Annotated in this window: 18 protein-coding genes and 2 pseudogenes; 9 read left to right on the top strand and 11 right to left on the bottom strand. The window is 45.1% G+C overall.

Annotated elements, in window-relative coordinates:
• The first annotated feature begins 70 nt into the window (after positions 1 to 70).
• Both pdxR and ACN6NF_RS03535 read left to right on the top strand, forming a co-directional pair.
• Positions 71 to 1,609, top strand: a complete 1,539-nt coding sequence (gene pdxR / locus ACN6NF_RS03540; RefSeq protein ID WP_474315192.1) for a MocR-like pyridoxine biosynthesis transcription factor PdxR — start codon at positions 71 to 73, stop codon at positions 1,607 to 1,609.
• A gap of 122 nt (positions 1,610 to 1,731) precedes the next feature.
• Complete coding sequence (locus tag ACN6NF_RS03535; protein WP_040102166.1) at positions 1,732 to 2,160, top strand: DUF1259 domain-containing protein; 429 nt, start codon at positions 1,732 to 1,734, stop codon at positions 2,158 to 2,160.
• Positions 2,161 to 2,231: 71 nt separating this feature from the next.
• On the opposite strand, the gene ACN6NF_RS03530 is transcribed toward ACN6NF_RS03535, so the two are convergent.
• Positions 2,232 to 2,870: a pentapeptide repeat-containing protein gene (locus ACN6NF_RS03530; RefSeq protein WP_474315189.1), complete on the bottom strand. Its 639-nt coding sequence runs from the start codon at positions 2,868 to 2,870 to the stop codon at positions 2,232 to 2,234.
• A gap of 147 nt (positions 2,871 to 3,017) precedes the next feature.
• On the opposite strand from ACN6NF_RS03530, the gene ACN6NF_RS03525 reads away from it, so the two are divergent.
• Positions 3,018 to 6,317, top strand: a complete 3,300-nt coding sequence (locus ACN6NF_RS03525; protein ID WP_474315187.1) for a DUF5695 domain-containing protein — start codon at positions 3,018 to 3,020, stop codon at positions 6,315 to 6,317.
• A 299-nt stretch (positions 6,318 to 6,616) separates the two neighbouring features.
• On the opposite strand, the gene ACN6NF_RS03520 is transcribed toward ACN6NF_RS03525, so the two are convergent.
• Positions 6,617 to 7,663, bottom strand: a complete 1,047-nt coding sequence (locus ACN6NF_RS03520; protein WP_019686102.1) for a hypothetical protein — start codon at positions 7,661 to 7,663, stop codon at positions 6,617 to 6,619.
• A 218-nt stretch (positions 7,664 to 7,881) separates the two neighbouring features.
• On the opposite strand from ACN6NF_RS03520, the gene ACN6NF_RS03515 reads away from it, so the two are divergent.
• Entirely contained in the window at positions 7,882 to 8,280 is a 399-nt protein-coding gene (locus ACN6NF_RS03515) for a hypothetical protein (RefSeq protein ID WP_474315184.1), read from the top strand.
• A 590-nt stretch (positions 8,281 to 8,870) separates the two neighbouring features.
• On the top strand, positions 8,871 to 9,821 hold the full coding sequence (locus ACN6NF_RS03510) for a glycoside hydrolase family 26 protein (RefSeq protein ID WP_474315181.1): 951 nt from the start codon (positions 8,871 to 8,873) through the stop codon (positions 9,819 to 9,821).
• Between the two features lie 272 nt (positions 9,822 to 10,093).
• Here ACN6NF_RS03510 and ACN6NF_RS03505 read toward each other — a convergent pair whose 3' ends face one another.
• The 9 genes and pseudogenes from ACN6NF_RS03505 to ACN6NF_RS03465 all read right to left on the bottom strand — a co-directional run.
• On the bottom strand, positions 10,094 to 10,921 hold the full coding sequence (locus ACN6NF_RS03505; RefSeq protein WP_474315178.1) for a carbohydrate ABC transporter permease: 828 nt from the start codon (positions 10,919 to 10,921) through the stop codon (positions 10,094 to 10,096).
• Entirely contained in the window at positions 10,918 to 11,802 is an 885-nt protein-coding gene (locus ACN6NF_RS03500; protein WP_016819393.1) for a carbohydrate ABC transporter permease, read from the bottom strand. Before ACN6NF_RS03500 ends, ACN6NF_RS03505 begins: the two co-directional genes overlap by 4 nt.
• Before the next feature lie 38 nt (positions 11,803 to 11,840).
• Positions 11,841 to 13,121: an ABC transporter substrate-binding protein gene (locus ACN6NF_RS03495; RefSeq protein ID WP_474315176.1), complete on the bottom strand. Its 1,281-nt coding sequence runs from the start codon at positions 13,119 to 13,121 to the stop codon at positions 11,841 to 11,843.
• Positions 13,122 to 13,231: 110 nt separating this feature from the next.
• The gene (locus tag ACN6NF_RS03490; protein ID WP_474315173.1) at positions 13,232 to 14,299 is read right to left on the bottom strand and encodes a response regulator transcription factor; all 1,068 of its coding nucleotides are present in this window, start codon (positions 14,297 to 14,299) and stop codon (positions 13,232 to 13,234) included.
• Complete coding sequence (locus ACN6NF_RS03485) at positions 14,296 to 16,095, bottom strand: sensor histidine kinase (protein WP_474315171.1); 1,800 nt, start codon at positions 16,093 to 16,095, stop codon at positions 14,296 to 14,298. Before ACN6NF_RS03485 ends, ACN6NF_RS03490 begins: the two co-directional genes overlap by 4 nt.
• Positions 16,096 to 16,227: 132 nt before the next feature.
• Entirely contained in the window at positions 16,228 to 18,234 is a 2,007-nt protein-coding gene (locus ACN6NF_RS03480; protein WP_474315168.1) for a beta-galactosidase, read from the bottom strand.
• 94 nt (positions 18,235 to 18,328) lie between these two features.
• On the bottom strand, positions 18,329 to 18,523 hold the full coding sequence (locus tag ACN6NF_RS03475) for a hypothetical protein (RefSeq protein WP_474315392.1): 195 nt from the start codon (positions 18,521 to 18,523) through the stop codon (positions 18,329 to 18,331).
• Positions 18,524 to 18,688: pseudogene (locus ACN6NF_RS03470) on the bottom strand (MFS transporter); the annotation flags it as partial.
• A gap of 102 nt (positions 18,689 to 18,790) precedes the next feature.
• A pseudogene (locus ACN6NF_RS03465) lies at positions 18,791 to 19,458 on the bottom strand (MFS transporter); the annotation flags it as partial.
• Positions 19,459 to 19,718: 260 nt separating this feature from the next.
• Here ACN6NF_RS03465 and ACN6NF_RS03460 point away from each other — a divergent pair.
• The 4 genes from ACN6NF_RS03460 to ACN6NF_RS03445 all read left to right on the top strand — a co-directional run bounded on the left by ACN6NF_RS03460 (position 19,719) and on the right by ACN6NF_RS03445 (position 22,352).
• Complete coding sequence (locus ACN6NF_RS03460) at positions 19,719 to 20,627, top strand: AraC family transcriptional regulator (RefSeq protein WP_474315165.1); 909 nt, start codon at positions 19,719 to 19,721, stop codon at positions 20,625 to 20,627.
• Positions 20,628 to 20,852: 225 nt separating this feature from the next.
• Positions 20,853 to 21,110, top strand: coding sequence for a hypothetical protein (locus tag ACN6NF_RS03455; protein WP_474315163.1), 258 nt, complete (start codon positions 20,853 to 20,855; stop codon positions 21,108 to 21,110).
• Positions 21,111 to 21,116: 6 nt separating this feature from the next.
• Positions 21,117 to 21,488, top strand: coding sequence for a hypothetical protein (locus ACN6NF_RS03450; protein ID WP_474315160.1), 372 nt, complete (start codon positions 21,117 to 21,119; stop codon positions 21,486 to 21,488).
• 75 nt (positions 21,489 to 21,563) lie between these two features.
• The gene (locus tag ACN6NF_RS03445; RefSeq protein WP_474315157.1) at positions 21,564 to 22,352 is read left to right on the top strand and encodes a hypothetical protein; all 789 of its coding nucleotides are present in this window, start codon (positions 21,564 to 21,566) and stop codon (positions 22,350 to 22,352) included.
• The last annotated feature ends 8 nt before the right edge of the window (positions 22,353 to 22,360 follow it).

Here is a 22,360-nt window from a genome sequence, read left to right as displayed (position 1 = left end):
ATGTTGAAAATGGATTATTAAAAAGACCCAATATGAATGAAAACGACTGGTCCAATATAAGGAGAAAAGTATGGACATTACGATTGCTTATCAGCGTGCGATTCAAAAGTATCATTTAAAATACTTGGCATTGTATCACGCTCTTCGAGAGGGAATTCTCACTGGCTCCCTTGCCAGTGGTACGCGCCTGCCTTCTAGTCGCGATCTGGCTATGATGTATGGAATTTCGCGCGGGAGTGTTAAAGAAGCATACGATATGCTGCTGGCAGAAGGATATGTGAATTCGCTAGTAGGCAGAGGAACCTTTGTTATGGAACAAACTACAATGCTGCCAGACGAATCTCTAATCGATCAGCAGAACCAAACCCCGCCTATTGCAAAACAAAAAGCCCCTGCTCTGTCAGCATGGGGACAACGAATAATGCAGCTCGAAAAAGAACGAGCCTTGCACTCGACTTCTGTGTCTACTACAGATAGAGACGGTGCGCACCAGTCTTTGATTTCTTTTCAAGCAGATGAATTTATATTGGAGGGCAGCTCACAGATCGCATGGAAAAGCGCATTGGTTGCCGCTGGCAAGGACCTGCAAAAGCCTTCAGATGACTCGACGCCTGCACCAGTGAACGGTGATAAAGGGCTGCGGGAAGCGATTTGCCATCATGTTGGCAGAACACGCGGAATTACGGCAACACCGGATCAAGTCGTATTATGCAGTGGTTCGATGGAAGTGATCACGTTACTAAGTCAGCTGCTTATTCATGAACAAGATAACATTGTACTGGAGAATCCCTGTTATTCCGGCATTTACCGTGCAGTTACTGCCTCAGGCGGACAGATACACGCTGCTGAACTGGATCAGCATGGAATTATTCCACAGGATTGGGATGCCAAACTCCTGTTTGTTACGCCTGGACGGCAGTTTCCAACCGGTGCTGTATTGCCGTTAACACGCCGTCAACATATTTTGCAATGGGCAGCGTCCAAGGGAGCGTGGATCATTGAGGATGACTATGACAGTGAATTCCGCTGGGCAGGACGCCCCATTGAACCATTAAAAGCACTAGATCGCGCGGAATGTGTCATCTATGTTGGTTCCTTTTCCAAAAGTATGTTCAGCAGTCTTCGACTCGGGTTTGCCATCCTGCCTGTGGAATTGGCTCAAGCGCTGACTGCTGCCAAACGACTATACGATCCCCTGCCACCTGCCCGCTTGGAACAGCGTGCACTGGCACGTTTTATGATGCGCGGAGACTACATTCGTCATTTGCGGCGGATGACTCGAATATACAGAGCACGCTACGACGTGTTCCAGCATGAAATACAGCCGTTGTGTGAGCTGTTTCACTGGCATCAGAACGATTGCGGTCTACACGCCTATGCGATCTGGAAGCATGGGTCTGTCCCGTATTATCATTTGATGCAGATGGCACGATTTTATGGAGTCACATGGCGTGATGCCGCTGATTACCAACTGAAACCAGGACCTCCTTCAGCCTGCTTTAACTTTGCTCACTTAACGGAGCAGCAGATTATCGAAGGTGTTAATCGTTTGCGCCAGGCCTGGGACCGTATCAAACATGAGTATCACGGAGCAAAGCTGAGGCTTTAAAAGGGTGCTCCATTCGCACTTTATATATAGCAAATTAGACTAACGATAAAGAAGACTTGCCCTTTCCATTCCCTTACTTTTTCATATGATGCTAGTAACTTAAAAGAATTGGAGTGAGAGAAATGGCAGTTAGTCCACTTTGTAAACGGTTTGCCGATATATTAAAAGCAACACCTCAAATCATTAACGGAGTTTGTACTGCATCTGCAGTAAGAAACAACATTAAGCCAATCATTTTGGGAAAAAGGACCAGATCCTTTCTTGCAATACCCCAAGCTTTTTCTTTCGAAAGTATTGGCCGTAACGGAAAAGGATTATGTCTTGGCGAAACCGTGATTTTGACCGCAGAAATTAATCCGTTTATCTCTCGACTTCGTAAACATGATATCAAAGTGACGGCACTGCACAATCACTGGCTATTCGATAACCCCAACCTATGGTACATCCACTTTGAAAAAGTAGAAAAGCCGCTTGTGTTCGCCACAGAAGTGCGTGACGCGCTTAATGTCTTGACAACGAAGCCTGTACGGCCGGTTATTAAAAAAAAATAAGCTATTAATAAATGCAAGAGATCCGCTTTGGTGGATCTTTTTTTGTTATGGCTACCTTTGCCCTGAACCCCTTATTTGATCACTAGCCCCAAAAGACCCACAAAGGATGAAGCCTGATGCGGTGAGATGATGCAACCATTCAAGTCTTCTATCTCCACTTGTATTCCATCAAATTCGCAATCACTGAGATCAATTCCCTTGAGCTTGGACCCCGACAGGATGGCTTGATCCAGATTGCAACGATCAAAAGAGGTTTTTTGTAGGGTTACATGATAAAAATCTGCACTTATCAAAGAACAATCCTCAAAACCAACTTGCTTAAAATTAGCAAAACGAAACATCGAATAATCCCCTAGACAATCCACAAAACGAACGTTTTGGAATCTGCTTCTCGAAAAATCCGTTCCAAGCAATTTACAATTTCTGAACTCTGCGCGATGGATAAAGGAACCTGAAAAATTAACATTAGACAGATCACATTTATCAAAAATGACGTCTGTCCATTCACTTTCCGGCAATGACGATTCTGTGATGGTTACATTCTTAAAGGTCATCTTCTCTAATGAAACTTTAACTGCTTCCATATTGTCCAAAATGATCTCCTCTACTGCCCCCACACTAAGTTCGTCTTTGGATCGTATGGAGCGTATTTCTTCATTTAATATGGACAAGTCCGCAGGAATCTTCGGTGACTCCATTTTATTTTTCATATCTCTACCTCCACTATGAATAGATTTCTAGGATATCTATATGAATCTATTTTCTATCAATTTTCACGCATAGGGTAGCAAAAGTATTTTTGACACATATATTAATATGTGAATACACTCACGAACCTTTGTTAGGAGGTTGATAGCATGGCAGTACAGCTATCTAATCAAATATTCTCCATCTCGATCGGGGATTATGGGGATATCTCTTCCTTACGTCTGACAGGAGACACCTACAATACAAATTATGTCATGAACGGCTCCAACGCACCTAAACAAAATACATCAGATCACCAGTGGCTGGGTGAACTCATGTTTACCTATCGTCTCGGTAACGGGGCGTGGACTCGGGCATGGACAAGCAATTCTGCTGATGTGCGACAAATCACCTCTTCTGGTAACAGCGTCCAGGTATCCTATCAAAATTCCTCCAACCATCAGGGAATACGCAACTTCACTTTACAAGAAACCTATTCGTTAGTTAACGACTATTTACATTGGCAAATGAAAGTAACGAATACTTCTAATCAAGCATTGGAAATCGGAGATTGGGGGCTGCCGCTTCCTTTTAACGAATACTGGTCTGGTGGCAATAATGAACAAACCTATGAAACCAGGGTACTCTCTCACTCCTTTGTAGGTCATCACAGTTCCTTTATTACAGCTGGACGACCTAGCGGCATCGGACCGTATATCCTGCTGCTACCTGATGCCTCCACGGATGCCGGTCTCGAATATCAGGACCACTGGAGAGCCGAGGAGCATCCAGGTAGTACATGGGCTATGGAGCAAGGCGGCTGGTCTGAGGGACTGAATGTGTTCTATATCCACTCCAATGTCATCAAAAGCACCAACCGTGGCTATCTCGGGAGCACCAGTCTATCTCTGGCACCTGGTGAAAGCAAAACGTATGCCTTTAAATTTTACAAGGTAGCGGACGAGCAGGCTGTAAAGGACAGGCTATACAGCGAGGGACATGTGGATGTGACCGTGGTTCCGGGTATGATTGTCCCGACCAATCTCAAGGCTAAATTCGATCTGCATACCCGTAAATCCATTACCTCTGTCACAGTGCAGTATCCCTCCGAAACGACCATCAACTATTTGGAAAATGTCCCTACAAACCATAAAATATACGAACTTACACTGGGCCGATTGGGTCACAACAATATTACGGTGAACTACGGTAACGGTGAGAAAACCGTCCTCCAGTTCTATGCCATCGAGCCAGTCGACACTGCACTTCAGCGTCACTCCACCTTCATGGTCAACAGCACCCAATGGAACGTGCCGGGAGACCTGCGCGACAAGGTGTTTGATGACTGGATGATGCAATATAAGGCCAGACGCAACAGCTTTGCCGGCTACTGGGGCTGGGGTGATGACTGGGGATTAACTCACAGCCAGTTTCTGGCGGAGAAAAATGTCCAGAAGCCCGTGGCCTCTGAGATCAAGGCAGTCGACGATTATCTGGAGGTGGCCATCTGGACGAATCTGATGGAAGGCCATCATGCCGATTATCTGGTCCCCGATTTCCTGATGCCGCAGCCTAATACGACACCAACGTACCGGGGCTATGCCTATCCGCACATTTATAATACGTTTTTCAGCATGTATAAACTTGCTAAGCTGTATCCCAACCTGATCAGCTATCGCAATAGCAAAAACACATATTTGCTACGTGCTTACCGTATTTTTAAAGCATTGTATGAAGGCCCTGTTGCTTATAACTGGAATACGGGGCTTATGGGTGAGCTGACCACACCGGATATAATTAAAGCGCTTCAGGAAGAAGGCTTGACTACTGAGGCTAACGACCTGATTGCCAAAATGGCTACCAAGTACAACAATTTCAAAAACACCACCTATCCCTATGGCTCTGAGTACAACTATGACAATACAGGCGAAGAGGCCGTATATACACTAGCCAAAATGAACGGCAATACGACGATGATGAGCAAAATCAATGCCAAAACACGCGCTGCACGCGGCCATATGCCTGTCTGGTACTATTACGCCGATCCAGTCACAATTACCGGAGAGAATTGGTGGAACTTCCAGTATACCACCTCGCTCGCAGGCTATGCGATGGATGACTGGACACGTCGTTATTCGTCCAATCCCGAGGTGGATCAGCGTCTATCCTATGCCGCCAAGCTGGCGAACATCGGGGCGATTAATTCGGGACAGATTAGCTCTGATCCTGCTAATATCGGGGCAGTATCGTGGACATATCAGGCAGGCAAGGGCAATTACGGCGCCCTTGGCCTAGACGGCGGCCCTCTCTTTAACGGATGGCGCGGCATGTCCGGAGAAGCCGATCTGGGGCTGTTTGGAGCCATTAAAATCCTAAGCTCGGATGTTGCTGTCGATCCCATATTCGGCTTGTTCGGTTATGGCTGTGACGTCACAGAAAGTAATAACAGCTATACAGTTACTCCAAAAGACGGCGTTTTCCAACGTCTGCATCTGATCACCCAGAAGCTGAGCCTACAGTTGAACCGAGATCAATATAGCTTGGCCACCGTATCCAAGTCCAAGAACAACATCCACCTGATGTTGAAAAATACGACACCAGGCACAGCTCATACGACTGTTGTAACGATAACCGGACTCACGGCAGGTACGTATGATGTACTGGTAGACGGCACAAAAACCGGCTCAGTCACAGCTGTTAACAGTGCTGCGACTACAGTCAGCCTGAATATCGGTACGGCAGCCAACTACGATATCCGTATTCAGTCCAGTACAGGCAATCCGACTCCAGCTGGAGACATTATAGCCCATTATGAATTTAACGAAACGGCCGGATCAACCGCAGCCGATTCGTCAGGTTATGGGCAGCAGGCCAGCGTAAATGGCGGATCGTGGGGTGCCGGACGAAATGGCAACGCCCTGCGCTTTAATGGCATAGATACCTATGCCAGTCTGCCCATCGGTATCGTTAGCAGCCTCAATGACTTTACCATTGCCGCGTGGGTACGAGTGAACACGCATAACGGCTGGGCCCGTCTGTTTGATTTTGGAGCAGGAACAGATCGGTATATGTTTTTGACCCCGAAGGCCGAAGGGACAGGTATGCGTTTTGCCATCACTGTCTTGGGGAATGGAGAGGAACAGCAACTGAACGCCCCGGAACTGGCGACAGGTGTATGGAAGCATGTCGCCGTGACTCTGTCAGACACTACGGGAATTATGTATGTGGACGGTATAGAGGCGAACCGCAACACGAATATGACGCTGAGGCCTTCCAGCCTTGGACTGACAGATTGGAACTACATTGGGAAATCCCAGTTTGATGATCCTTATCTGAACGGTGCGATAGATGAGTTGATCATTTACAACAGAGCTCTGACCGCTCAGGAAATCAGGGGCTTGGCCTCGGCAAGCAGCACCTTTACAGCCCATGATTCGGGAGTCCAAGCATATGCTGAAGGGGCAGATTAAAATGTAATTATGAATTTAATTTAATACATTCCTTTCATGCCATTAACGTTTTAGATTGTGAATGATTTGTATTATGAATGATTTGCGCCATGAATCATTTGTGTCATAAATAATTGGTAGCGTGAATTATTCTTACTGGTGCTTTCTATCGCCTCCACCCCGGATTTCTTGAATTATCCTGTAATCAAGGGAGAAATCCGGGGGAGATGATGCCTTCGAAGCAGACCTTCCTATGGAAAGCTGGTAAATCGACCACTTTACCGAGAGGACCAGCCGTAGCTCTTCCATCTGCAGAGCAATTAGCTTCGTCTAATACGTGTCGTTCTTGGTCTTAAGCGAACGAGCTCCTCACTGGTAAGTTGTCTAGTATAGGAACGAGGGGAAGATCCTGTATCTACCCTGAGCACCCTGCCTGCCCCGCTGGGGCGGGCTACTCGTGTGTTGAATACCTGCATGACCCACTGCACTGGAAAGGCTATGGATAAGCGACCATCTGCCGTGCCTGCATAGTTGACCGCGGCTGCATAATTATCGGACTGTCTGAGCCATACAGAGCCGGAATCCCCGGGTAGTGATACAGGAGTCGTACCCCTAATAACCGTCTGATCTTCGAAGGTCAGCAGGCCCAACTCACCACCATAATTGATTTGCAAGTCCGTATAGACGGACTCTACCGTGCCATTAACCCGCCCGCTCGTACGCCCTACCTTCTTCAATCTTTCTCCTATGCGATAGGCGGTAACATGACCCGGAATCGCTCCCACTGTAGCATAACGGGGATTGAGCAGGTTGTTGCGGGTCGGAAGCGAAAGCGCTGCATCAATCAGGTTCGTTCCAGTGGGATTTAAGCGTACGTAACGATACAGTCGTCCTATACGATCCTGGGCAACCGTCCCCCCATCGGCTCCGCCTGGCTGAATTGTAGCCTCCCGATTGTCTGTATTGGAGGGATTGAGCACATGGTTATTGCTTAAAAGATAACGTGTAGCCGGCGCTCCAGTTGGGGCAACGATAAGTCCGGTTGTACCGGAGCCTTCAATCGTCCCGACACTGTAGCCGGCGATGACCGGGCGGATGCGCACTTTGTAGTCCGTAGCATTAGCCCTGATTTTTCCAGTCTTTACAATTCGGACAGGAACGTTCGATTTCTTCCCTAAGGCGGTGGCCGACAGGAGCCCCGTAGAGGCCGACGCTAGACGGTCCGTGTACACAATGACAGCGGCTCCTCTTTTGGGATGGGCAGGGTCCCTGTAGCCTACGCCAATGCCGTGAACACCGGACATTTTTAAGACTCGCTTGGCCATCCGCTTTTTCACCTGAAGCGCGGCCGAGAAGGTAGCCAACATAATCATCTCCTTTTACTTTCAGATGAAATATTGTATGGCTTAGGCCGCTTTGCGTTCCATTTGATCTTTACGATCGCTGTTGCTTCTCTAGAGCCAAATGAACCGCTGTGTTATCGACCGCTGCATTGAAATTCATATAAAATTATTACAAAATATGGTATAATCACTCGCGAAATTGGCATTCGATCATTTGATTCTAATGTTCGAGGAGGTACTTCATGTTTTCAATGATATTGACATACAGCATACAGACAATTGTACTTTTACTGATTATCTTCACAGTGTTGAGAAACAACAGAAAGAAAATAGGCCCGGGATCATTTTCACTGCTGCTATCTCTTCTTGGCATGGCTGTTTCTTTTGAATTTGGCGATTACATATTCGGAGACCAGTTGCTTTCCTTTTTAGGAATGTCAGCATGGTCCAATCCTGTTAATAATACTGGGTTCCACTACACTATTTTTGTATCGAGTATTTTTTTTATTCCTAGCTTAATCATTGGATATAAAAATCCTGAAGATTTTGGAGCTCTTATTGGAAGACGAATTTCTAGTATTTATCTATTTATAATCATTATTTCGCTTTTATTTTTTATAATAAGTTGTTTGTCGAAGTGAAAGTTGGATGTGTGGTCATTCCAAAATAAGAGACCTTTCTATAATTGAACTGATCTCTGTTAAGTAGACCTTAATAAAAAAGCAGCCTTAGACAGCCTAGGTCCGATATTCATACGGTCTTAGGCTTGTTTAATTTCTGTTAAAAACAATGGTGTGTAGAAATAGGATGTTACGTCAAGTGTGTGAGTATGAATTCTCTATATAGTACAAGAATAACAATAATTTGAATCAAAATTCATAAGAGTGAATTAAAAATACATAAAAATGAACCGGAAATATTTTCTTTTTCACATACTTAGCCTCTACCACTGTTTGCAGAAATTGATAGTTTATTGTTATATGAAATAATTTTTACTTCAATAGAACTATTTTAGTTTTTTTCCCTGCTGTCGATATAATTGAGGGTTCGCCAAAAAGCCCTTTCCTATAGGAAGATGGGATCAACTCGCTAAAAATAATATACGTTGTGATTGATGGCAAAAGTCAACCAGCCGATCCGAGGAGGTAGTGTACTAGAACATTTTTCACTTAACACACCTTATCTTGCGTTAACCGATAGCAAGATATAAAACATTAGGAGGATAACCATTATGAATTCATTCAAGAAAACGAAGAGCTTGATCACCGCCCTGACCGGGGCTGCGTTATTATTCTCGCTACCCATGACGGCAGGCGCGGAGAGTAATATCAACTATACTGGCATGTTTCTGGGCTATGACGGAAGTGTAGACACCAGTCCTGTCCAGACCTACAACCCTGACATTGTCTCTTACGATCTGCTGAACTGGAACTCCGGGGGGACCGATGCAGCCTCCATTACTTCCAATAGCGCCTCAGCCATCCAAGGCTTAGGTAAAATCGTTACCATTTCTACCCACATGCCCAATCCCCAGGGTGGTAATGTAAACGCCCCGATGTCTGATTCCGATTTTAAGATCTTGGCCAATACAGACATTTCATCCATCAATTCGTCCAGCCCTGTATGGTTACAAAATTATAAGGCCCAGGTTGACAATGTTGTGACTAGCCTGCAAAAGTTTGACTCATCCCTCGTCTACTACAGACCCTTCCATGAAATGAACGGAGGCTGGTTCTGGTGGGGAAACAAGAACACGACGGACTATAAGAACCTGTACATCAATCTGTACGATTACATCGTGACGACCCATGGCATGTCCAACGTCAATTTTGTCTATGCTCCAAATAAAGGAGCCAACGCGGCCGCTTATTATCCCGGCTCCAACTATGTCACTTGGATTGGCATCGACGCCTACAGCGACGATCCGTCCAATGACAATGAAATCAAGATGGCTTACAATGACATCAAAGGGCTTGGCAAAACTTATGGCTTCTGCGAAATTGGACCAGCCGTGGGCGGCGACCATGTGGATCGAAACAATAATCAGCTCAAGGAATTCGATTATTCGCTTTGGAGCAATGCCCTGAATGAGGTCTACACTGGAGCAAGCTTCTTTATTACCTGGGACGGCGCCTATGCTCCGCAGAACAATACGAATAGCAGCACGCTGTTTGCGAAGTAAAGCTCACAGTAAGCGTCCGGCTCACGGTTCGGCAGCAAGGCATCGTACGTGTTATCCCAAGAAGACAGCAAGGTCCTGGAAGATTAGGACGTCATCAAGCACGACACAAAAGCATGTCCTTATGAACTGAAGTTCCCCTATCAAGCAGCCAGTTATTAATAAACCATATTTATACAGCCTGAGTCCCATATTCACAGGGATTCAGGCTGTTTAGTCTCTTTTGAAAACGTTCGTGGTTAAGAAAGGCTTTTTTTAGCGATGAGAAGCACAGATTATCCCTTAACCGCTCCCTCCGCAATGCCTTCCATAATGAATTTTTGAAAAAAGGCATAGATCAGAATAACTGGGATGGAGGTCAGCACGAGCGCGGCCAGAATAAGCGACCAATCCTTGTTGTATTCTCCAAACAGCATATTGGTCGAGAGAATCAGGGTGTAATGGTTCACATCCGTCAACATCAAAAGTGGAAGTAAAAAGTCATTCCAAATCCACAGGAAATCCAAAATGGCAATTGTGACAGTGATCGGCAGCAGCAAGGGAAATATAATGCGAAAGAACGTTTGGAACTCATTGCAGCCGTCCATTTGCGCGGATTCTTCCAGCTCACGCGGGATGGATTTGACGAATCCATGATACAAAAAGATGGCCATGTTCACGCCCAAACCGATATAGATCAAAGCCAAGCCGTACGTACTGCCTTGAACAGACAAATCTTTTGCCATTCGTGTAAGCGGTATCATTATAGAGTGAAAAGGCACCAGCATGGACGCAACAAACAGGAAGAAAATCGCACTGCTCAGTTTTCCACTTGTACGAGACAGCTTGTAGCCTGCCAGTGCCGAACAGACCACGATCCCGCCAATGCCGATAAAAGAAATAATCGTAGAATTCAGAGCGCTGTTCAGCAAATGGGTCTGATGAAAGGCCTGGCTGTAATTTTCAAAGCGAAGCTTCGTCGGAAGCGCCGTAAAGGATGCAAACATCTCACCCTGTGTTTTAAACGAATTAATGACCGCCATGTAGATCGGGAAGAAGGACACGACTGCGCCCACGCACAGCATCAGCGTGATCAGCAAGGAATTAGCCTTTTTCAGCCTCATGCCTCCACCTCCCTCTTCTTCATGACACGCAGCTGGATCAGAGTAAAGATGAGCACAATGGCGAACAAAATAACGGATTTAGCACTCGCATAGCCATAACGGAAATTATTCGAGAAGGCCTCCTCATAAATGTTCATCGTAATCACCTGTGTACTTCGTCCCGGTCCCCCGCCAGTCAGTCCATACACGACCTCATACACCTTGAAGGCACCATTAAGTGTCAGGAAGAAACAGATCGTAATCGCGTGGGTAATCATCGGCAGCGTCACACTTCGCAATGTCTGAAATGCGTTCGCTCCATCAATAATAGCAGCCTCCTTCAAGCTTTGTGGTACACCCTGAAGTGCAGCCAGATAGATGATCATCATATATCCCACACCATTCCAGAGCGAGACAATAATGATGGAGAAGAAGGATACTTTCGGATCGCCCAGCCATGATTGACCTAAAAAGGCGATGGCCGTCTTTTCGGCAATCTGCGGCAGCACAGAGGAAAAAACGAATGTCCACATAAATGCACTAATAATAGTACTGATCATATTGGGCATAAAAAATATTGTCCGAAAAAAGCCTTTGCTGCGTGTGCGCGACTCAATCAACACTGCCAGTACCAGCGCTAGTACATTTTGCAGCACGATCATGACCAATACGTATTTAAGTGTAAACCAAAGGGAATTGAGAAAATCGGGGTCTTCCTTCAAGGATTCCACAAAGTTCCCCAAGCCGATAAAGTTGTAATTGGGATTCAATCCGTTCCAGTCTGTAAAGCTGTAGTACATGCCGCTGATCGTTGGAATAAGCAGGAAGATGGCGTAAAAGATCAGTGCCGGGGCAGTAAACGCCAGCAGCATGACGTATTTTTTGTAGATTTTAAAAGGCATGGAGTCTCTCCCTCCCGATGTCATTCTGTAGGTTCCCGCTACTTGTTCACTTTGTTATACGATTTCCATGCCTTATCCAGCGCCTTAATAACGTCATCCTGCGAGAGCTGACCAGCATAATAGGATTGCAGCGATTTGCCTGCCTCGTCCTTGACGGCCTGCGGGATGGATGGATCTTGGTACGACTTGCCTGCTTTCACATATTCGGTAGCGTCATTAACCCAAGGATAGCTTTTAAACGTATGCACTTTGGAGATAGGGTTAAATTTCAATGCTTCATAGAACGCGCTGGAATCCTTGTCGTCCAACACATAGTTAACAAAATCGAGTGCAACCTCCTTATTCTTGCTTGTAGAGGATACAGCCAGCGAAGTCGAAGTGGACAGATTGATCAAGGTCGCATTCGGATCGTCATTAATCGGCAGCGGGGCTACTCCAAAGTCCATCTTCGGATCCGATTTTAAAATCGTTTCCGCAAACCACGGTCCCTGAATCCACATCGCCGCTTTACCTGAAGCGAATGCCGCCGATCCATCATCCCCGCCAATTTCCAGCGCCTTATCCGTACCGTTGCTGTTCACCAGATCAATAATTTCGAACATGCTCTTCATTTCGGAGAAAGAGCCTTTGTCCTGATTCATCCGTTCGATAAAATCCTTATTCTGTGTGTTCATCATTGCACCTGCAGTGAGCGGCACGAACAACTGTGGAATCCAGGATTCCTTGTAGGACAACAGGAACGGTTTCACATGATTCGCTTTCAGCTTCTCGACAACCGCCTTCATTTCGGTCAACGTTCCCGGTGGCTTCAAATCCAAATCCTTAAATATCTTTTTATTGTACAGATAGCCCCAGGAGATCGTTTCCAAAGGAACCGCTACCACCTTACCGTCTTGAGTTGTCACCGAGGGCTTCACACTGTCCATCAATTTACTGACAAATGGCTGACCGGACAAATCCTCCAAGTATCCCGCTTTGTAAAACGGTGGAATTTCATTCACCGCATGCAGTGCGAATACGTCCGGTGCATCGTTGGAAGCGAGTCTTGTCTTCAAAATTTGTGCGGCATTGTCAGCAGGCGGCATCTCCAGTTGAACGGTAACGTCGATATTTTTATCTTTCTTCTCCTTGGCCACAAACGCATTAATGTATTTATCGTAGTGCTCCTTCAAACGGGGCTGAGCAATAAACATTTTGAGATTTACGGTTTTGCCGTCTCCACTGGAACCGCTGCTGTCACTGCCTGAAGAATTCGCTCCACATCCGGCCAACAACGTGCCAACCAGCATCGTACTCAATACACCTTTCCACATCTTCATGCAAAATGACCTCCCCTAAGTTGAAAATAACAATTTTGTATACGCTTTCATTATAGGGTGGGAAGTCACTTCTGCCATTGGACACCGTTAGCTTATTGAATTGGATTTTTTTAAACTTCCTTTCTCATTTCACCGGGGGCCATACCAAAATGCTTTTTAAAAACACGATAAAAATAAGACACATCCTCATACCCGGTCATCTCTGCAACGGCTTTAATTGAAATTTGTTTATTGGACAGCCATTCCCGCGCCTTTTCCATTCTCCGCTCTACAATGTAGTCCGTTACATTTTGACCGTACTCCTGCTTGAATACCTTGCTCATATACTCTTTGCTCACAAAAAAGTTTTTCGCCAACTGCTCCAGTGTGATCGGCCCTGCATAGTAACTATCGATATACCGCCGTACCTCCTCCAAATTCAGCTTGTTTTTGTATTTCCGTTGCCGAATCAGCTGATCCAGTTCCTGAACATAGCATGACGATACGAATTCCAGCGCATGTTCTACAGAGGATAGAACAGCCTGCGAAAGCGGAAATCCCCCCTTTGCCGTAGAAGTATCCAGCCCGTTATCCGCTGACAGCTCTTTCAGCAGAGAAAGCAGCTCCTGCACCAGCCGGCCCAGCATATGTGGAGTTGGTGCTCCATAACTCTCCAGCTCCTGCACAACCTGACTGCATGTTAAGTTCACCCCGTTATGATTTAGCTCATTAAAATAAAGACGCAACAGTTGCTTATACCTGGTTAACTTGTGAAAAAACTCATAATCCAGTTCTGTTGCTGCTGGTTGCTGTTCGGCCAACTTGACCTCCAGATCGTTTTTGCATTTGAGCAGCACCGCATTCAGCTCGACAGGATTGACAGGCTTTAGCAAATAATCAACAGCCTTGTAACGGATCGCATGTTTGGCATACGCAAAGTCATCATAACCGCTCACCACAATGATTTTCACATCAGGACATTGGTTATTTAGCGCTTGCAGCAGCTCCACTCCGTCCGCACCTGGCATGTGCATGTCCGTAATCACAATGTGGGGAGCTAACTCCCCGACCAGCCTGAATGCTTCATCTCCGTCCTCTGCCTCACCCACCACCACCATTCCAAGCTTTTCCCATGTGCCAAACGTCTTCAAAATATCGCGGTTCCACGGCTCATCGTCAACGATTAATACCTTGATCATACTTTACCCTCCTCTGCCGAGGTGAATGGAATACGAATAGTGACACATGTACCGACTCCCTGCTCACTATCTATCGTCACTCCGTAATGCACTCCAAAATTCATCCTTATACGTGAAGACACATTACTTAATCCGATATGACTGCCCTGCGCCCAAATTGGTTCCTCCGATGCGTTTTCCAGCCTAGCTCGAACTTTTTCCAGCTTGTCGGGGGGCATACCGTTACCATTATCGCTAATCGCAATGCACACATCTTCCTTCATAATCTCCACGCGAATTGCCATTCGCCACGCCCCTGCCTTACGATCAAGGCCGTGCTGAAACGCGTTTTCCAACAATGGTTGAAGCGATAGCTTCGGCAAACGCATATCCATTGCCTGCTCTTCTGTCTCCACCTGAAATACCAATCTTTGCGGAAAACGACGCTGCTGGATGCGCATATAATGTCCCACATGATCGAGCTCTGCGCGCAGAGAGGCCATATCCTGAGGCTCCCGTACCACGTAACGGAACATCTCACTCAGCGAACGAATGACTTCGTAGGTATCCTCCGGCTTTTGGGAAAACACCATACTTCCAATCATTTGCAACGTATTTTGCAGAAAATGAGGATGAATCTGCGCCTGGAGCGCTTTCAATTCAGCCGTCTTTTTTTGCAAATTGATACTGTATTCTGTCTGGATATGTTCACGTATTCGGCCTGCCATCCCATGCAGACTTCTTTCCAGCAATCCAATCTCATCTGGTCGTGTACTTGGTTCTCCAACCGGTCCCTTGATCATATCAAGCTCCTGCACCGAACGTGCCAAACGGACAATCGGGCGTGCGGTCCTCCATGCGATGAAAACGGCGATGCAAATGGAAACCAGGATTGAAATCACGCCTACGACAATACCATACAGCATGGTTGAAAAGGCACTGTGGTTAATGGAGGAAGTTGGTATGATTTTGACCAGTTTCAGCCCAACCACATCCAGATCATTGTAGAACACATAATGTTCGGCAGTTTGAAGCATCCCGGGACCCGACTTAACGTCACGAAGAGCGGCCAGCACTCCCGCAGGAGGAGGCGATTGCCGAGCCTGCACTGGATACATAACGCTGCCATCCCTATCTGTAATCAACACTTGATGCTGATCCCCTCGTCCCAGCAGACCCAGCGTCTGATCGAATTGTGACCACAGCACCTCCAATGAAATAGCCCCCGTCTGCTTCTGGTCTTCAAAACGCCGAATACTGCGTGTCAATGTAAAGCGTTCCGGTTCAGCAAGGCTTGGTCGAATCGAATAATCCTTATTCGCTTGCCACATCTCGGCATACTGCGGGGGAATACCGCTCACTGTCATAATTTCATTTTGCATGCTGTTGAAGGTGAACACGGTTTGCGATTGCTTCAAATATAGCTGAATACCGATGACATAACTTCCGGCTGAATAATACACATTCGCCAACGTATTCAGCATTTTTCGCTGGGCATTAAATTGGCTAGAAAGATTGTCAGGCTCTCGTTCATTTAAATAATCGCTTAGATCAGGGCTGATCTGAATGCTGTAAATCAGATGATTCAGACGATCTAACTGGTCACTGATATAAATGCCCGTCCATTTCATATTGGACATGTTCGTCTCGACCACTTCGGTTTCCATAGACGATCTACTTTTCTCCGCAGCCAGCACTGTGACAGCAATGACCGGCAGCACAGATAGAACAATCATCGTCAAGATTAGCTTGAGCTGAATGCTGCGTCGATACGGGGCCATCAGCGCCCGGAACCAGCGGATTGTTCGGGTTGGCATAGCGATGCACTCCTCTATTCAGCCATATGCGAAAACGCCCCGCAATTCGCAGGGGCGCTTACTTGCCGGATACTCCCGGCATATACCTATATGAAATGATTCGTACGTCGGTTTCAGCTCACTATCCATCATTTACGCTTCTTCGATAATTATAACACCCCAAGGCTCCAATTGGAGCATTTGTCCTTGGGTAACCCTCTGCTCTCCGATCAGCTCCTTGCCATCTCCGTGCGGATACATCACCGAGCCTGCTTGTTCGGAATAGTTAAAATAGTACCGGATCGTCCGTCCCAAATCATTCGTGCCGGATTTAACAATGATCGGATAAGACGCTTCCTGATCCAGTTCCCATACGCCTGCCTTTTTGGCTACAGAGCTTAATAATTCGCGGATGACCGCCGAACTGACGATACAGCCGATGTAGGTCGCCGTTCCCTGACCATAGCGATTTTGCGTAATCGCAGCATATTTGCCCCAATGCGGGTGATCATAATAAGCCAATACTTCCGCAGTCGTTGGGGTAATCAGCTCCATCCACGTATCTACCTGATTGTCCTCTGCTGCCACTTTAAAAGGATTATCCTTAAGCGTCACGTTCTTTGGCTCCACAAACAAGCTGTAATGAATGCCGCAGGCTTCGCTAATCACACCCGGCTGCTGGGAAGTTCTTACCTGCACATGCTCATTCGTAAATCCGCTTCGGGATGTGTATACCACATGACCGCCTTGTTCGACATAGCGGTTCAGCTTCTCCAGCAGTGCATTTGGCGCAGAATAGAGACTCGGGACGATCAAGAGATCATAGTCATCAAACGATTCCGTACCCGGATGGACGATATCCGTCCCGATATTCAGCTTGTACAGCTCGTCATATAGACGGCGTACGATGTCATTGTAATTCAGTGGGCTGTTCATATTAAACTTGAACCAGTTCATTGATGTCAACGCTTCGTTGCTGACCAGGATGGCTGTGTTATTTTTCTTTTTCAAATTGACTAGATGTGGGGATAATCTCGCAAAATCCTTCCCTATCGTCTGTGCTTCCTCATACACAGGATTCGGTTCAAAATCATGGCTGAGCAGACCCTTCCAGTAGGTTTCGAAGGAATTATGAATGGAATGCCAGTGCCAGTAAGCTACCATATTGGCCCCGGAAGCCAGATGGCTGAATGCTTGCAGTCGCAATTGTCCCGGATAAGGAACCCAGTGTGTAAACGCCTGCGCCTCCGTTTCCAGCACCAGGTAATTATTCTGTTTTGTTGAACGCGCCACATCACCACCAAAGGAAATCTCAATTCCAGTCAGATCATCTTGTGATGGATGGTAAATATCTACGCCTGTCACATCAAACGCTTGAGATGCAGCAAAGTGATCCACATCCGGCTGAATCCCAAAGGAATGACCTCTCCACTCAAAATCAAAATTTTGCGTAACAAATTGGTCTTCCCGCTTATATTCATTCACAATCGCGACCTGCCATGCCAGAAAATCCGTTACCAGCTTGCGCTGGAATTGGGAGAAGGCTGCGCCCAAACTTCCATTAATCGTTCCGACCACCGAAGGAAAGTCCTCCCAGCTATTGATGCGATTGCTCCAGTAATTCAAGCCAAATTTGCGGTTTAGCTCATCCAGTGATTCAAACCGCTCCCGCAAATACTTCACAAATTGTAATTGCACATTGGGACCGCTCGTATGGTAATGCTTCGTCTCGTTGTCTGTCTGAAAGCCGATGACCGCTGGATGCTGGCTCACCCGTCCAATCAGCTTGCGTATGATTCGCTCAGCATGAAACAGGTACACCGGGTTCGTAATGTCCATAATCTGACGAGCCCCGTATTTGCCCGGTCCCTGAGGCGTTGTCGCCAATACATCGGGATGCTCCTTCACCAGCCATGTGGGTACAGCGTAGGTCGGCGTGCCCACTATGACCTCAATTCCTGCCTTATGCATGGCGTCCAGCACCCGATCCACAGAGGTGAAATCAAACACTCCGTTCTGTGGTTCATGCGTACTCCAAGTAGATTCGGCTATCCGCACCACGTTAATTCCCGCATCCTTCATCATTTGGATATCCTGGTCCAAACGGTCATAAGGCATATATTCATCATAATAGGCAACACCGTACAGCAGCTTTTTCATCGAGTCGTCCTCCTATAAGTTCATGGTAATTGTCATATCCCACTTCGCCTACTCCGTTTTTCCATGGGATTTTTTTCGTGTATATAGCTTTGTTTCAAATACCGTGGCTGTTATGCGGCTTTTTCAGGGATGGAACAGATATCGTATTACCAGCAACATCCTGCTTCGTGAGATCCGCCTGCTGTTGATTTTTTTTCGCACTTGCCAGCCAGCCCTCTACGTCTTTTTCCTTAATCTTGTACAGCCATGCGAACAGCCCTGCCGTAATTAAGGCCCCCACACCAGGCACTACCGCATAAAGCGCAAATATCCACGTAAGCACCTGTCCGGTCTGCGGTACATTCGGAATGTAGCCGGCAAAGGCAAGCGCATAGGCCACAATTCCACTGGCTGCTGCTCCCCCCAGTTTTCCTGCAAACGTTTGGGTAGCAAAGGCGGTTCCGCTGGCACGCACCCCTTTTTTGAATGCGCCATATTCCACGCAATCGGCGGTAAAATTAATGCGGTGAGCAGTTGCACACCCAAGGAAATGAACATGAGAATTGAAATATAGATAGGATTTTTCAAGTTATATAAGGCAAAGTAGCTGACGACAATCCCTTGCAGATTGGTCATGGACAGTGTCATAAACGACATCAGGTAAAATAAAAGCTGCTTGTTTTGCATGGGATACGTCATAATCTGCTTGAGCGTAACCTTCTCTACCTTGTTGGAATAACGCTCTTTGACATTAAAGCGAGTAAAGTTCATTAAGACCAGGCCTGCTACAGCAACGATTAGCGCCAAAATTGGCCAAGATATCTGATTGGCTATAGCTACCGAAGACGAGGAGATGACCATAAAGGCCAAGAAGACCATCGTCCGGCCTCTGGACATTAATAGATCACGTTCATGCGTATTTTTCGTCATCAGTGTAGCCAAGCCAAAACCAGGCGCATCGCTGATCGTGTAACACATTTCCCATACCAGATACGTGACGGCAATATAAATCACCTTGACGGTGAGTGACGCATCACTCGGAACGAGAAAAATAAGTACGGTAAGTATTGGCAAAATGATAGAAGCCAGATTCGTCCAGGGTTTGAACAAGCCACCCCTTAGATTGGAACGGTCTATGATCACACCAAAGATCGGAGCACTAAGCGCATCCCATATACGGGCTAGTACGAATAAAGTACCAATAATAGAAACAGATATGCCAACATAATCCGTATAAAATAGCATTGCAAAAGAGGCAACCAGACAGAGAATTGCGTTACTCCCCAAAAAGTAAACGTAATATGACACACGTTCTTTCGATGTTGTTTCCATAGCTCCTCCTAATTACAATATGGCATCGCTTTCAAAATCACTACATATAAGCGATTTTTTTATGCAAAGACTTATACCAGAACACTTGTAAGCGCTCTTTTATTATAGATAAATGTTAGGTACAATGAGATTGTCTAAGCGGTGTAAAATTTGCCCTAATCGAAGGTGATCTGATGATATTAAATCCTGATGTTGATCCAGCTCTATTCCATGATTGCCAATGGTTGCCCATTATTGATTGGAATGTGAAGTTTTTTGGTGCCCATATTCACCGGGTCAAAGCGGATTGGTGCATGCCTGAGGAGTCCCATATCGGTTTTGAAATTGCACTCATTCTAGAAGGTCGTCAGGAAACGATGATGGAGAATAACGTATACTCGGTGGGGGAAGGCGATATTTTAATTATTCCGCCAGGGTTCAAGCATGTGAGCCAGTGTGTATCCCCTGATGGAATGTATTATTTTAGCACCCATTTTAATGTCGATGATCCATTGTTCCGTCAAGAGATGATTAAAAGCAATCAGCTCTTTTTCCCGGCAGGCACTGAAACCAATACCAAGCTGCAGAAAGTTGTCCATAGCTGGATCAGCATGGTGCGGGAGAACGGAGAATATACGACAGCGGACCGCTTTCGCATGCAGATTGCTTTGTTCGAGCTATTCGGGATATTCTCGCAAATGATTTCTACGGGATTGGAGCCGAGAATTGCACCTTCATCCGTTCAATATGCCAAGGCCATTATGGAAGCTATACAATCGAGGTTCAAGCCTTATCGAGAGGATGAATCTGGCGAGCAGACGTTCCGACTTGAAGATGTGGCGGCTTCCCTTGGAATCAGTCCAGGCTATGCCCAGGAAGTGTTCCGCAAGGTTTACGGCTATTCACCACGTCACTATCTATCGGAAACCAAGCTGCATGAGGCTAAGGTGCTGATCCAGCAGCCCAATCTACCGCTAAACAAGGTAGCTTCCCTTCTGGGATACTCCAGTCTGGCTCATTTCAGCAGACAGTTCAAGCGCTGGACAGGCACCAGCCCGCTTAAGTACCGCCAGATGTTAAAACCGATTACTGATGAAAATTAAGGATATCTAAACATAATGTCGTAAGCTCTTAATTATTCAAGAGCTTACGACATTATGTTTTTTATCTGGACAATTATTAACCATTGACAGACTAAGTTGCATATTTGCGAAAACACAAAATCATTCAACTTAGGTCCTGTGTAGGGTTGTTCCATTTTTATATAATTATTAACATTTATTTTAATAAATTATAAAAAATATAAAGATTGAAAAAAATTGAATAAATTGATCAAATCAACACTTGTTTTAGGTTTAATGCTGAATCTATCAGCGTTGACCGCACAAGCTGCCTCAGATCAGAATGAATTAGAAGGGAATTTTAGACCCCCAGTCGAAAGTAACGTAGGAGATCAGTTGTATATTGATGGTGTTCCATATTATTCTTCTGAGGATATTAAAAAATTCGATAAAGAGCAAAAAGAAGATACCCAAACTCTAAACAGAGAAAACAGTCTAGTTCAGCCGATGGGCACAAATAAATAGACATTTGTGAATTCAAGTAATTATTATACAGGTCAAGATTATGACAGATTTAACAATGGAAGCAATCAAAGTGTAAGAATGAATTTAGAAACCGAGTCAAAAATGACTGGTGAAGTAACTGGAACTGTAAAATATGGTTTTGAAGCTATCGCAGAAGCTGAAATGAGCTTGAAAATAGGTCAAGAATATAGAAAGAAAGTTTCCATTGATGTGACGATTAAACCTTGGCATACTGCCGAACTAAAAAGTGCTGCAAGAGGTATAAAAAGAAATTATGAGTACACTGATACGGGATGGTTTGGCGATACCAAATATACAGCTTCCAGTTATGACAACAACGGCGGTGTAGAATACTGGCTCTACGATAACCCAAGCTAATTAAAAACGAATCGTTTACATAACCCTCCTCAATATGAGGGGGGTTTACCATTTACAAGAAGAGGTGACTACATATTGAAACTTCGTTTTATTTTAATCATCATGTTGCTGCTGACTAATTCTATGGTTTTATTTGGATGTACAAACAATAATCAAGAAAAGGTTATAAATGAATCGAATAAACATGGAGACACTCAGCTGGAGTATATACGACAAATAAGTGTACGAGAGAATAGTTATTTCATTTTCAATTCTCATGATGATAGTTCTAAAAAAATCAAGATAAGTTTTCCCTATAGAGTAGATAGTTTAAACATTAAAAAGGCTTCTTTATTGTTAAAGAATAAAGTTATTTTAGACAATGTGAAAATTGTTCAGATCTATGAAAATGAATTGACTGTGGATATCAATTTTATTCGTGAATTTGATGCTGTCGAAGTTGTTCTCAAAGATGGACAAAATGTACGGTTAAATTCCGGTCAATACTATTTTGAAGATTTTAATGAAGATAATCTAAATAAATTTGATAAAGAAATCCTTGAAGTTAATAATTTTCATTTAAAATTCAAAGATGGTCATTTGTTGACAGATATTATACTTCCTCAAGATAGGAACTCCAAAATAGAATATATATTTCCATCCCGAATTAGAAAGTATACATCTAATATAAAGTTCTCTCATCAAAAGATAGACGATAATTCAGTTAAGTATACATTGGAGGCCGATATTTCTCGAAACATACTTTTGGAAAATGACGTAAAATCAATCATTTTTGATGTTGGAATGATTCAAAATTATAAAAATCATAAATGGTTCCTTATAAAAGGAAAAGTCCCTATAGAAGCGTCAGATTTTAAAAAATAATAAAAACT

The organism is Paenibacillus sp. TSM33, assembly GCF_056099025.1.
This window is presented reverse-complemented; position numbering and strand designations above follow the sequence as displayed.

What these genes read in the sequence shown, in the direction of transcription:
- pdxR (WP_474315192.1), top strand. Translation starts at nt 71, where the DNA reads ATGGACATTACGATTGCTTATCAGCGTGCGATTCAAAAGTATCATTTA.
- ACN6NF_RS03535 (WP_040102166.1), top strand. Translation starts at nt 1,732, where the DNA reads ATGGCAGTTAGTCCACTTTGTAAACGGTTTGCCGATATATTAAAAGCA.
- ACN6NF_RS03530 (WP_474315189.1), bottom strand. Translation starts at nt 2,870, where the DNA reads ATGAAAAATAAAATGGAGTCACCGAAGATTCCTGCGGACTTGTCCATA.
- ACN6NF_RS03525 (WP_474315187.1), top strand. Translation starts at nt 3,018, where the DNA reads ATGGCAGTACAGCTATCTAATCAAATATTCTCCATCTCGATCGGGGAT.
- ACN6NF_RS03520 (WP_019686102.1), bottom strand. Translation starts at nt 7,663, where the DNA reads ATGTTGGCTACCTTCTCGGCCGCGCTTCAGGTGAAAAAGCGGATGGCC.
- ACN6NF_RS03515 (WP_474315184.1), top strand. Translation starts at nt 7,882, where the DNA reads ATGTTTTCAATGATATTGACATACAGCATACAGACAATTGTACTTTTA.
- ACN6NF_RS03510 (WP_474315181.1), top strand. Translation starts at nt 8,871, where the DNA reads ATGAATTCATTCAAGAAAACGAAGAGCTTGATCACCGCCCTGACCGGG.
- ACN6NF_RS03505 (WP_474315178.1), bottom strand. Translation starts at nt 10,921, where the DNA reads ATGAGGCTGAAAAAGGCTAATTCCTTGCTGATCACGCTGATGCTGTGC.
- ACN6NF_RS03500 (WP_016819393.1), bottom strand. Translation starts at nt 11,802, where the DNA reads ATGCCTTTTAAAATCTACAAAAAATACGTCATGCTGCTGGCGTTTACT.
- ACN6NF_RS03495 (WP_474315176.1), bottom strand. Translation starts at nt 13,121, where the DNA reads ATGAAGATGTGGAAAGGTGTATTGAGTACGATGCTGGTTGGCACGTTG.
- ACN6NF_RS03490 (WP_474315173.1), bottom strand. Translation starts at nt 14,299, where the DNA reads ATGATCAAGGTATTAATCGTTGACGATGAGCCGTGGAACCGCGATATT.
- ACN6NF_RS03485 (WP_474315171.1), bottom strand. Translation starts at nt 16,095, where the DNA reads ATGCCAACCCGAACAATCCGCTGGTTCCGGGCGCTGATGGCCCCGTAT.
- ACN6NF_RS03480 (WP_474315168.1), bottom strand. Translation starts at nt 18,234, where the DNA reads ATGAAAAAGCTGCTGTACGGTGTTGCCTATTATGATGAATATATGCCT.
- ACN6NF_RS03460 (WP_474315165.1), top strand. Translation starts at nt 19,719, where the DNA reads ATGATATTAAATCCTGATGTTGATCCAGCTCTATTCCATGATTGCCAA.